This window comes from Novosphingobium sp. B-7, assembly GCF_000410615.1.
GTDB lineage: Bacteria > Pseudomonadota > Alphaproteobacteria > Sphingomonadales > Sphingomonadaceae > Novosphingobium > Novosphingobium capsulatum.
In genome coordinates this window covers 1,078-12,263 of the sequence record NZ_KE148496.1, presented here as the reverse complement: position 1 = coordinate 12,263, position 11,186 = coordinate 1,078, and the positions used below count along the sequence as shown (strand labels likewise).

Below are 11,186 nucleotides of genomic sequence, written 5' to 3'. Positions count from 1 at the left end.
CCGGACCGTTACCCCATCTAGGGTTGGTGGCGACGAGTTCGTAATATTGCAGACTGGCCTTAGCCACGAAAATGATGCCCGTGCATTTTCAGCTCTAATAAGGGAGGCTGTTTCAATGCCCATCTGGGCGGGTGGCCACTATCACCACCTCGGTGCGAGCGTCGGATCAGCCGTTTCCGCCGCTGCCTTGGGTAATCTCGATGATTTGCTCGCCCGCGCCGATGTAGAAGCGTATAAAGAAAAACGAGGCCTGAGCGAGATCAAAGGCCATTCCAGCCCATGCTCGGTTGAACAGCGCTCCGTCCGTCCACGGCAAGTGAGCGTCGGATAAAAACCATCCGTGGTGGACATTGGCGCCGAAGCCATCATTAACGAAAGCCGGTGGATCTACAGCCGCGCCAAATATCAGATTTTGCGCTATCAAAATTAATAATAGTACCAAAATCACAAAGCAGATACCGGGTTGCACGCGTCCACCCTCTTTGACTTTCAGCCCAAGCCAGCGCCGAGCGTCTTGGCCGCAGAGGGCGCCGGCATCGCGCTGGCAACGTGCGCCACAGCCGTCTGCACCTGCCCAGCCCGCTCGCTGATTGCCGCAATCAGGCGGTCACGATCATTGGTGAAGACCGTCGCAGTTGCCCTGGCCCGGGATAAGCCGACGTAGAAGCTCTTTTGATCGACCAGGTTGGTTGCCTTGCTATCGGCATGGATCAGGACATGGTCGGCGGTGCGGCCCTGGGCTGCAAAGGCCGTGTCCACATAGGCATGCCGGATGTGCTGATCGCGTGCTGAATCAAGCTGCAGCGTCTCCTTCTTCCCCCGCGCCGTTCGGATAGTCGCGCTGCGTGATTGCTCGTCCACGGCGATCACCTCGCCGCGGTCGCCGTTGATGCGCCCTGCCTCACGGTCATTGCGGGTGAACTGGATACGGTCGCCAACCTTCAAGTCCAACTTCTGCGGCACGAACGCCTGGCTGTTGGTTGCCCCCCATTGCCGCAGACGCCAATCCACCTCCCGCCCGTCCTCGGATTTGAGCGTGATGGCCGCCTTGTCAGGGTCGATCGACTCGACCCGATAGGCTTCACCCCGGACCACGCCTTTGTCGACATAGTCGCGCGTGAAGCGCACAATATCACCCTTGTCGTAGGCCAAAGGGTCACGCGCATCGACACGGGTTAGTCCTTTGTTCGCCAGGCTGCGCATCCTGACCGCCGGGCCGGACAATGCGCCTGCTCGGGTCAAGGCATCACGGATCTCGACAGTGAGCGCGTCACGGCCCTCGCGTGATGGCTCGATCACCAGCGTGCGCGCGCGTACTGCCTTGTCCAGCCCGGCATAGTGCGTGGCCATGGCGGCAAAGCGTTCGGCCCGGTCAGCGCTTTCAACGATGCGCCCGCCACCCCGGTCCAGCGCGGCAAGTGCCCGTCTTGCATCGCCTTCGATGGAAGCCAGGACCGCTTCCTTGGTCGCCAAGTTGGTCTGCCGGACGATGTCATGCAGCCTTGCCGTGTTCATGCCGGCGCCTTGCAACTGGGCGAAGGCTGCACCTGCTTCAACCGATCCCAACTGCTGGACGTCGCCGACAAGGATGACGCGCGCGTTGTCCTTTTCTGCTTGCGCGAACAAACGCGCCGTGTCGCGGGCAGAAAGCAAGGATGCCTCATCAACGATCCACACTGCCGGCTGGCCCGAGTGGGTGCGTTGCGGAGTTAGCAGATGGCGAGCGACCGTTTCGCTTCTGGCGCCAAGTGCTTCGCCCAGCACCATAGCCGCCGCTGCCGTTGGTGCCAGTGCCTTGACCGATGCGCCTTGCGCTTCTGCCTCACGCGCAAACGTCGCCAAGACAGTAGTCGTCTTGGCGGTGCCGGCATATCCCTGCAAAGCCGTAATCCGGCAACGGCTGGTGAGTAACTGCTGCGTCGCAGCACGCTGCTCTGCATTCCAGGCCATTCCTGCCCGCTCGGCCCGCATCGCAGCGTTGGCAACCGCCTTGGCAGCGGAGAGTGGAGAGGCAATCGGCGCCAATGCCCCGCGCCCCTTGGCTTCGATCTTGAGCATGCTGGTCTCGATCTCAACATTCTCGCGGGTGGTGAAACCGGAAAACGCCGCGCCGCGACGATCTACGAATGTCCGCTCGATCAGGTTGCCAGCGCTGGTGGCCGCTTTCACGGCTGCACTGATTTCGGCATACCCGATCTTGCCCAGTCCGATCCGTCCCGCTTCCTCATGCAAGGCGGCACTGGCGAACACCGATTGCCGCTCACCCAGCTTCTCGGCAGCCTGGGCGACAGCGCGATTGGCCACGGTCGCATCTATCGCCAGTTCCCCTTGGTAAGCCGAACTTGCAGCCCTCTTCTGCGCCTGCTCGATCAGGCCTAATCGCGCCGCCGAGTCGAATCCGGCCCTGCTCGCCTTCTCCCGCCATTCCTCGACCAGAGCAGCAGGGTCGGCAGCCACCTTGGCGGGACGCGTGGCCAATGTGGCTATCTGCTTTTCGGCCGCGCTGGCCTCGATCCGGGAAGTGCCGCGCTCCGCCAGCTTGGCCTCAATGGCAGCACTGCGGGTGCTGAAGGTTGCAATGATCTCACTGGAGACACCTTTGATCTCAAACTGGGAATTCTTGCCTGCTTCGATCTCATAGCCGAGCTCGCGGACTTTGAGCGCCAGCTCCTGCCCGTAGATGGCGCCGATCTGCTTCTGCAGTTGATAAATCGCGCGAGGCTCCAGGCTGCGCCACCTGCCATCTTCGTCGTGTGTCGCGTTCATCACCACATTGTGGGTATGAAGCTGCGGATCCTGGGCCCGGCTAGTACCATGCTGGAAGCTAGCGATCACCAGATTGCCGGTTGTTTCGCGAACGGTTTGGCTGCCCTCCCGGACACGCGTTGCGGCCATGTGCTGCTCGACGTGGGTCATGGCAATGTGCACAGCTTCCCGATGCGCGGCAATCAGCCGTTGGTCGCCTGCGACCTCGGCCATGATCGACACTGACTTGGGCGCGCTCAATGTGATGTCCCATCCAGGACGATGTTCGCGGTTGCCATCCCGCATGGTACCCAATTGCTGCCCAGCGACATTGCCTTCGAGCATTGCCCGGAACTGCTCACGGTCCACTTCACCCGAAAGACTCAGTGCCGCAGCCCCCTGGCCTTGCCAATACGATGGCGAAACTTCGCCCTCCGAGCGGAAATCATCAGCCTCGTAATAGCTAGCGACCTGCCCGGGATTGGTTAGCGCAAAGACGGACGCGACCATTACACAGGGCCCTGGCTTTTGGGTTGCTGACGCTTGGGTGGCTGTCGTGGCGCAGCGGAAGCTGCCGCGGCTGTCGGCGCAGGCAACGACTCAGGCGCAGGCGCAGGTGCAGACAATGTCGGTGGAGTGGCGGCGGTCGCTTGTTCCCATAGCGTATGGCTGGGGTCACCGGGCACGAAGCCCGGCACGCGGGCAGGTCCACGCTGGGAGATATGATCGGCGGTCAGCTTGATTCGGGCCAGCGGCAGGCCATTGGGGAAAAGCAGGTAACCCTCGAACTTGGGAAGGCGCAGTTCACTCGGCAAGACGCGAGGGTTGACCTTGCGCACGCTGCCCAACGTGGTACGCGAACCTGCCTCGCGCTTAGCCAGGGCATCGGTCATGGTTCGGATCTCGACCTCGCACTCGCCTATGGTGCGGCTCGCCCATTGCTGGGTTTCTCCGTCGATGGTCTGCAGGAACAACTTGGTGTTGCAGCACCCCAGTATGGATTCGGCGAGCTGCGCCCCATAGCGATGCTGCATCTGTCCGAGCGCCTGGAAGGTGAGGATGACGGCAGCGCCGAACTTGCGGCCCTCGGGCAGCAGTCGCGCCAGATTGTCGACCCGGGGCAGATCGGCAAGCTCATCTAACACAAACCAGATGCGCCGCTCCGGTGATGGCGCCAGGCCGAGCACCGCGCTGGCTGCGCACTCCAACCAGCAGGCCAACAAAGGCTTCGAGGCCTCGAAGTAATCCTCCTTGCGCGGGACGAAAATCCAGGGACGGGCCCCCTCGCGCTTGTCGAGCCCGTGGATGAAATCGCGGAAAGCAAAGGGCACGCCCCCGCTGTCCTCGACACGCAGGAACTGGATCAGGTCGGCGGCTTTGGCGAGCATGAAGAGCACGCTGCCAGTCGCCCGGTCGGCATCGTCAGCGAAAGTCCGCGCTGACGAGGTGGCGGCAAGCCATGCTTTTAGATCGGCTTTGCTCCTGTTTTGGAGCGCGTCCAGCAAGTCGGCCAATGTCCATTTCTTCTCGCGCCAGAGGGCCCGAAGCATGTTGGCAACCAGGATACGGCTGGTTTCGAGCCACACATCGCTGTCATGCGTATCAGTCTCGGTGATGAGCTGGCGGGCGATGCGGTCTGCGTCAGCGGGATGGGCGATCTCGGCAAAGGGCGACCAGAACGCGCAGCGGGCGTCGAAAGGATTGAGGACGATATCGCCCCGCTCGGGGCAGTAATAGTGGGCGATGAATTCCCCGCTGGTGTCGTAGACCAAGGCAGCCTCGCCGCGCGCCTCGATGGCGTCGAGCAACTGGCGCAGGGCAGTCGTCTTGCCCGAACCGGTCGTGCCGATCATTGCCATGTGGCGGGTCTCCAACTCCGTCGGGATCGGTACGGTGCCGATCGACAAGGGCAAGCGTACCGCCTCCTTGGCCGTCCGCCGCGCGAGACGCGTTTCTGTGGTAATCGCCGTTCCGGCCATCCATCTGTCAGCCAGCAAGCGGCCATAGCGGCGCAGCGCCATGTCGCGCCCGGCCAGCAGGATACCGAGCCAGGCTAAGCAGCCCAGCACACTCCCGCACACGGCGTAGGTCCGAACCTGCCGGGCGCTGCGCGCAAAATAGGGATGCGCGATAATCGCGCGCGCCGACCGGTCTTTATCGATCTGGTTACCCCGTCTGACATCGACCCCGGTATCTTCGGTCCAAGCCGAGACGGCCCAGAGTTTGACACGCGCCCAATGATAGGTCTCGGCCGCGCCAACCACGTTCCGTTCTATGAAAACGCTCGGCAAGGCCATCGCACCCAGGGCAACGCAAACCAGCAAGGCGATCGCTTGCCGCTTGAAGTATGTCAGACTTCGCCCCTGGTGCTGCTTGTACAGCGCATCAGCATGGATGCGGCGATCCGACGAGCCGATCATTGCTTGCGCTCCTGCGCCAGCAGCATTTGCCGACGGTGGGCCGCGTTAATCTCTGCGGTGATTGTCTCATCGCTTTCTGCCAGCCCCAAGGCGGCGGCGCGCGCATAACCATACGCTGCGCACGCGGTGAACAGCACCCGCTCGAGCATCCGCTCGGCATCACTCAACCGCGTACTGGCCAGTGCCAGTTCCGTGATGATCTCCTGCACCGACGTGTCAGATCCAGGTGGCACGGCAAGGGTCTCCGCACCAACCTGCACACAGCGTTGGACGAGCGCGTAGACGCTGATCTCTTCGCGCTTGGCCAGAGCCCGAATGGCCTTGTCGACCTTGATTGGCACGCGCACGGTGTACTGCACCGGCCTCATCGTACCGCCTCCTCAAGAGTGCCTGCAGCACTCTTGCAAACATCGCGCAATGCGCTGCTCGGAGCACCAGCCCAGTCGGCAAAACCGCTGAACGCTCGGGAAAACTGGCGCCTAACCAGGATGCGCACGTGCGTGAGGTGTGGCGAAATATCATGGGCTCGATGCGAAGCATCGCAGCCCCTCGCACCGGCGAGCATCGCGGAAAGATCGGGCATCTTTGCATCCTTTGTGGTAAGGGATGAACGGCGTGGACGGGATACTGCGTGGCGACCCGACGCGGCCGCAAACGCTCCCCCGCATTGGTTGACAAGTCTGGTTCCTGTACGGCGGTCCACACCGGGATCAGCGCCTTGCGACCATGGCACGCAGCTTGGCGATCACCGTGTGCCGTTGGCCAACGACAGACCAAGCGAAGGTGGCCCAGGCGCCAAGGGAACATCGCCATGGCGGTCACGTCCTGCCGGCAAATGCGGAGCAAATGGGGATCGGGCTGTGCTGCCTGATGCAGGCAGCAGGTCAGCCCCGAACCTGCTGCCCGATCTGCAGTGACCAAGGCAGGCCCATGCGAGGCCGCGCCGCGGCTACCGCTGACCATGATAATCCCGTCCCAGGCCTGACTATGACAGGCACCGCATGCCGGCGGCACAGCCACAACACGGGCAATCGCTGCGCTCCGCGGCGAGAGCGCCGCGTCTTTTCCGCCGCCTCCTGGCCTCCATGCCGACAGGCCGGTATCCGCAGGCAGCAATGCCTCTGGCCGCCAAATAGGCCGCAACGGTGCACGCTGCGCAGTCATGGCTGGCGGCTCCCCCATTCCCGAGGAAACAGCCCCGCGCTGGGTAGCCCGACATCCGAGTCCACCGTGACCGGGCTCATCGCAGCGGCTGCTGCGGCAGGCTGGTGCGGTGAGGAAAACAACGGGGCAGCACGCCAGTCCGGTAATGCCGGATGCGGCTCTGGCATCGTGGGGTCAGCGGCACCGACATTCCCCGGCACGGCAAGCCGGGAGGCGAGGCGTGCCACATAACGCATCGTCTCGGCGGGCAAGGGACGCCCGCTGCGGAGATAGGCTTCGTAGCGCCCCGGTCCGGCGTTGTAGGCGGCAAGAAAACCTGGACTGCCGTAGCGATCATGCAAACTGCGCAGATAAGCAGCGCCAGCAAGAATATTGGCGCGAGGGGCGAAGGGATCGTCACCCAAGCCATGCGCGCGGGACAGCGCGCGCCAGGTCGCCGGCATGAGTTGCATCAAGCCCATCGCGCCGACCGGCGAGACAGCGGCGGGATTGCCGCCGCTTTCGGCGGCGAGGATCGCCATCAGCCAGGCTTCAGGCAAGGCGAACCGTGCGGCCGCTTCAGCGACGAACGGTGCCCACGGCGATCGGCTAGCGGGGTCTGGCGCTGCGACACGGGGCACCGGCTTAGCGCAAGCCGGCACGGCAGGCAGTCCCAGACCACAGGCCCAGATTGCTGCCGTGACAGCCGCGACATGTCGCATGGCGCAGCGCCACAGCAATGGCCACGCCGGCCCAGAACGTGCCGGACAATAAGGCCTGTCGCTGGCGCGCAATAGCCGTCTGCACTGCGCCGCGAACCCGGACACAATGGCCTCTAGCCGGTATTCGCCAGCCCACTTACCATCTCCGCCTGTCCGCAAACCCGACAGCAGCGCGCCTGACCAGAGCAACCTCGGCCCCGGGCGGCAAGCGCCCGCAGCCATCATGCGAAGTGGATCGCTCGGGCTCATGGCCGCATCCTTGGTAAAGGGGAAAGCGGAGGCGGGGACGCGCCAGCAGCGAACCACACACGTTTGCCGGTGCCCCGCTCGTCGGTCCACACGGGGTGGGCAACGCCAAGCACCGCGCTGCGCGGCACTGGCCCGAAATAGCGGCTGTCGACACTGTCCCCGCGCGCTGGTGCGAGCAGGAACAACTGATCACGAGCGAGGTAGAGGCAACCTGACCAAACCGGCAGCGGGCGGCCAACGCGATCGCGCGCGCGCGCCACTGCCACCGGGCGGCCGGCAATCGTGACCTCTGGGCCAAATCGGCAGACGCGCGTGCCTGCTGCCGCTGCCAAGGGCTTGATGAGCGGCACGCCGGCCGGCAAGTAGCCGCGCCGCGCCATCAGCGTGGACCACGGCGCCGGCAGGCGCACCACGAGCCGCTCGCCTGGCAGCAGCTGCGTGGCCGGCTCGATCCAGTAAAGCCCGGTTGGCACGCTGGACGACGCGTTCCATACCAGGCGCGGCCGGGAAGGCAGCAGGGTCGGCACAACCAGAGCGGCCACGGCCAGCTCCATCGCAAGCAGGGTGCGCCGGTTCATGCTTGTCTCTCCCGCCCTGCGAGCCACGCGGCTTGGCACCGGGGGTCGTTGATCCGCGCTGTCCGGCGCGCGGCAAGGCGGTGGTGGATGAGCCGCCAGTGATCCGCAGCGACCTCCTCGGGCGCAACGCCTAGCGCCTCGATCGCAGCGATTACGGCAAAGACGCGGGCTACGCGGCGCCAGCCTTGGACGGCAAGAAGGATTTCGCCGCCCGGATCGACCGATGCGAGGCGCGAAACGGCGGTGCCGCGTGGCAGAGCGCGGACGATGGCAAGGTGCGAGAGCGCAGTGCCATGGTCATGGCCGGCCCAGCGCACCAGCGCGAAGATCTGGCCTGGCGCATAGCTCTCGACGCGGCGCCCCCTCTCGCCGCGGCGGGTGGCGACCGGCTTGCCGAAACGCAGCCAGTGCTCGCAGTGGCCGTGCGGCCAGAACAGCGTGACATGGGTCAGCGGATCATCGGTCGCACCGCTAGCCGAGGGGTTGCTGGTCGCCGCCCCTGCGCACGCCGTTGTACCCAATCGGCCGCATTCAGCAGCGGATTGTCCACAGCATGACGGCGTTAGCAGGAATCCGGAGGATTCCTGGTTAGGTCGGTTAGGTGACCAATAAGCCTCTGAAATAACGGGGTGATCCGCGCCAATCGGTTCCCGATCGTCCGAGAAAGCGGTTCCCAATGGTCTGAATGTCGGGGTTCCTGATCGTCCGTGTGTCATGACGACTTATCCACAGGCGCCAGCCCGACCCGCCGCAGGGCCACGGCGTAACAATCTTCGGGAGAGCGCACGAAGCGCAGCCAGTGCCGGCCATGTTCCGCAAACAGCGTGAGGGTATAGCCCGGCAGGGCCTGGCGACTGACGATATCGCGCAGCGCAAAGGCGAAGCGCTTGAGCGGCCAGAGCAGACCCGAGCGCATGTGGAGATGGGGCAGATCGAACGTCCAGCCGCCCACCTGGCGCCCACCATGCTTGCGCACCAGACGGTAGAGCCAGCGCTCGAGTCCGCCGGTGAGACCGAAATAGGCGCGATCGATCGTCAGCACCCACTGCGGCTGGAGTATGGCCTGATAGAACCAGTCGGACACGATCAGTTCGATGCCGCAAGCGCGGCCACGCGCATCGCTGCATTCGCGCCACGCGTCGATCCAGGAAAAACAAGGGCGGCTGCTACGCTCTGGCTGGCGCAGGGTTGTAGCGATCGTCGTCGACTGCAGGCGGTCGAGTGCGGCTTTCAAGCGCGCGTAACTGGCCTTGCCGGTGCCCCGCCGCGTGAAGGTGAGAATGTCGTGCGGGCGCGCCGCAATCATCCGCGATGTCGGGTGGCCCGCATCGCGGGCCTCGACGATCTGGCTCGCTGCCCAGATCAGCACGTCGGCATCCCAGATCGTGGCCATGCCGTGTTCGTGGGTAGCCTCCACCCGGATCGCGACGTCACCCATGCGGAAATCAATCGGACGTGTGCGGTGGTTCTTGGCGAGACTGAAGAACGGCCAGACCATGAGATCCTGTGCGTCGCGCGGCGCGATCGGGCCACGCCGGGGCACGAACAGGTCAGGCTCGTCGCGCGTTGACGGCTTGGTGCGCGCCGACGCGGCGGACAGGGCGCTCACCGCCGCACCGGCCCGGTGCCGGGCTGGCGGCGAGCCGGATGGACTACGCCGCGCCCTGGGTCACGCGTCGAGCGTCGCTGCCCCGGGTAGACCCAGGCATCGAGGTCGGCGAGCGCGTAGACAATCCGACCGCCAAGCTTGTGATAGACTGGACCAGTGCCATAGCAGCGATGCTTTTCGAGCGTGCGCGGCGACAACCCGAGATGGACGGCCGCATCGGGCGTGCGCAAATAGCGGGGATAGATCGGGGCAGGAATGGAGTTCATTGTCAGGCTCCGTCATGTTCCGACGTGCTGCGGCGTAGCGCAGTCGAGAGAGCCCAAGTCTGGCGTGGTTTTGGTGCCTTGGCGGAGTGACAAAAATGCCCCCGCTACTTTTGTCACACCGCCGGGGTCAGCGGCGCGACAAGCCGCAGCATTGGGCGCATGGCGATGTTTGGCCTGACCAAGGTCGCAGGCAGCGCACGCAGCGCTACGCCGCGAGAGGCAGAAGCAACAGATCGGCGGCAGGACGCTGGCCGCGCCGCTCGCGTATTATACTTTCGCGGAATTGTTCACGGTCTTGTCGGAAAGCGACGTCACAGTCGTGGTCAGGCCCAGGATGGTCACCAGGCTGGGCCAGAGCGGTACGCGCCAAGATGAGCGGCAAACTCCCGTATCTGCAAGACCTCTGTCTCCGTTAGGAACCCACGACCTGTGTCACCATCGCCTGCCCCATCTATTGCCAGACGCCACTGTCAGGTGCCTTCCCGGGACAAGGGTCTGGGCTACTAGCCAGCCTGCCGCGCCGTCACCTCCAATTGGGCAATACGTTCGGAACAGATGGCGTGAACGACACGGCCCAACTCCTCGACCTGCTCGCCCAACCAGGCCAGTTCCTCTTCGGTGATCCGGTAGTGCTTGGAATAGCGCGCCTTGACGTAAGCTTCCTTGAGCTTTTCGAACATGGCCCGTTGCTTGCGATTATCTCTAGGCCAGACATGGACGAGACGGACGTCGAGCCGTTCAGCCTGCGTACGCAGAAACGCGATATTGTGATTGTGTGGCGTGTAGTTCTGCCTCACAAGAAGTGCGCAGTGGTACAAAGCCTCTGCGCCTTGGTGCAGCAGAAACGCAGCCTTTTTCCAACTCTTCCTTCCCATATAAAACTTGTAACCTTCAAGGAACTCGGCTGAGCTGGGCATCCACTCCTCAAAATACTCCTTGGCCATGGCCAGCGCCGCTTGCGGCGTCTTCGGCTTGGGCTGGTGCAATTCGGTGTCGTCGCTCTGGTAGAGCGCGATGCCATCGCGGGCCACGTCCATGAAAAAGTAGCGACCATGGGCGAGCCCGTCGTTCACCTCCTGCAGCGTGTGGACGATGAAATTGACCGGGGTCTTGATCGTGCCGGCAATGCCGTACTCGCGCATCAGCCGGTCATCGACCTTGGCCCAGTACTTCACCCGGTCGGTCAGGCGCTTGTCGTTGACGATGATCAGCAGGTCATAGTCCGACTGGTAGCCCTTGGCGGTGTGGGGCTCATCCACCCAGCCGCCACGCGCATAGCTGCCGTAGAGGATGACCTTGAGAATGCGGCCCTTCTTCTTCCACTCGTGGGAAGCCAGGGCCAGCGCGTCCTCGAATTCCTCGTAGACGATCTGCACCACGCGCTCAAGCTCGCGCTGCTTGTTGGCAGGAAGATGGTCGAGATCACTACGCATGACGTCGGCACCCTGTCGCGC

At 63.9% G+C, this 11,186-nt stretch carries 11 protein-coding genes; 1 reads left to right on the top strand and 10 read right to left on the bottom strand.

The genetic code is table 11. The annotated features are described in order from the left end of the window. The first annotated feature begins 46 nt into the window (after positions 1–46). Complete coding sequence (locus tag H926_RS35610; RefSeq protein ID WP_082209296.1) at positions 47–331, top strand: hypothetical protein; 285 nt, start codon at positions 47–49, stop codon at positions 329–331. A 158-nt stretch (positions 332–489) separates the two neighbouring features. Here the strand turns inward: H926_RS35610 and mobF are convergent, their stop codons facing one another. The 10 genes from mobF to H926_RS0122005 all read right to left on the bottom strand — a co-directional run bounded on the left by mobF (position 490) and on the right by H926_RS0122005 (position 11,165). Further along, entirely contained in the window at positions 490–3,255 is a 2,766-nt protein-coding gene (gene mobF / locus H926_RS0122045) for a MobF family relaxase (protein ID WP_022678184.1), read from the bottom strand. Continuing rightward, positions 3,255–5,165 (bottom strand): type IV secretion system DNA-binding domain-containing protein, encoded by a 1,911-nt coding sequence (locus H926_RS0122040; protein ID WP_022678183.1) that lies wholly within the window; start codon positions 5,163–5,165, stop codon positions 3,255–3,257. Before H926_RS0122040 ends, mobF begins: the two co-directional genes overlap by 1 nt. After that, complete coding sequence (locus tag H926_RS0122035; RefSeq protein WP_022678182.1) at positions 5,162–5,533, bottom strand: hypothetical protein; 372 nt, start codon at positions 5,531–5,533, stop codon at positions 5,162–5,164. The genes H926_RS0122040 and H926_RS0122035 overlap by 4 nt, the downstream gene beginning before the upstream one ends. Continuing rightward, positions 5,530–5,748 (bottom strand): hypothetical protein, encoded by a 219-nt coding sequence (locus H926_RS33850; RefSeq protein WP_158442038.1) that lies wholly within the window; start codon positions 5,746–5,748, stop codon positions 5,530–5,532. Before H926_RS33850 ends, H926_RS0122035 begins: the two co-directional genes overlap by 4 nt. A gap of 577 nt (positions 5,749–6,325) precedes the next feature. Continuing rightward, the gene (locus H926_RS29830) at positions 6,326–7,030 is read right to left on the bottom strand and encodes a lytic transglycosylase domain-containing protein (protein WP_082209295.1); all 705 of its coding nucleotides are present in this window, start codon (positions 7,028–7,030) and stop codon (positions 6,326–6,328) included. 245 nt (positions 7,031–7,275) lie between these two features. After that, positions 7,276–7,857, bottom strand: a complete 582-nt coding sequence (locus H926_RS0122025) for a S26 family signal peptidase (RefSeq protein WP_022678180.1) — start codon at positions 7,855–7,857, stop codon at positions 7,276–7,278. Next, positions 7,854–8,378 (bottom strand): DUF2840 domain-containing protein, encoded by a 525-nt coding sequence (locus H926_RS29825; protein WP_022678179.1) that lies wholly within the window; start codon positions 8,376–8,378, stop codon positions 7,854–7,856. The genes H926_RS0122025 and H926_RS29825 overlap by 4 nt, the downstream gene beginning before the upstream one ends. A gap of 191 nt (positions 8,379–8,569) precedes the next feature. Continuing rightward, positions 8,570–9,457 carry a replication initiator protein A gene (locus tag H926_RS0122015; protein WP_028658360.1) on the bottom strand — a complete coding sequence of 296 codons (888 nt, stop codon included), beginning with the start codon at positions 9,455–9,457 and terminating at the stop codon, positions 8,570–8,572. 5 nt (positions 9,458–9,462) lie between these two features. After that, a complete protein-coding gene (locus H926_RS0122010; protein WP_022678177.1) occupies positions 9,463–9,732 on the bottom strand; it encodes an AlpA family transcriptional regulator in 270 nt (89 codons plus the stop codon). A gap of 503 nt (positions 9,733–10,235) precedes the next feature. Continuing rightward, the gene (locus tag H926_RS0122005; RefSeq protein WP_028658359.1) at positions 10,236–11,165 is read right to left on the bottom strand and encodes a HEPN domain-containing protein; all 930 of its coding nucleotides are present in this window, start codon (positions 11,163–11,165) and stop codon (positions 10,236–10,238) included. Positions 11,166–11,186: the final 21 nt, after the last annotated feature.

Coding starts and splice junctions, on each gene's coding strand:
- H926_RS0122025 (WP_022678180.1), bottom strand. CDS start 7,857: ATGAACCGGCGCACCCTGCTTGCGATGGAGCTGGCCGTGGCCGCTCTG.
- mobF (WP_022678184.1), bottom strand. CDS start 3,255: ATGGTCGCGTCCGTCTTTGCGCTAACCAATCCCGGGCAGGTCGCTAGC.
- H926_RS33850 (WP_158442038.1), bottom strand. CDS start 5,748: ATGCCCGATCTTTCCGCGATGCTCGCCGGTGCGAGGGGCTGCGATGCT.
- H926_RS0122040 (WP_022678183.1), bottom strand. CDS start 5,165: ATGATCGGCTCGTCGGATCGCCGCATCCATGCTGATGCGCTGTACAAG.
- H926_RS0122005 (WP_028658359.1), bottom strand. CDS start 11,165: ATGCGTAGTGATCTCGACCATCTTCCTGCCAACAAGCAGCGCGAGCTT.
- H926_RS0122035 (WP_022678182.1), bottom strand. CDS start 5,533: ATGAGGCCGGTGCAGTACACCGTGCGCGTGCCAATCAAGGTCGACAAG.
- H926_RS29830 (WP_082209295.1), bottom strand. CDS start 7,030: ATGCGACATGTCGCGGCTGTCACGGCAGCAATCTGGGCCTGTGGTCTG.
- H926_RS0122010 (WP_022678177.1), bottom strand. CDS start 9,732: ATGAACTCCATTCCTGCCCCGATCTATCCCCGCTATTTGCGCACGCCC.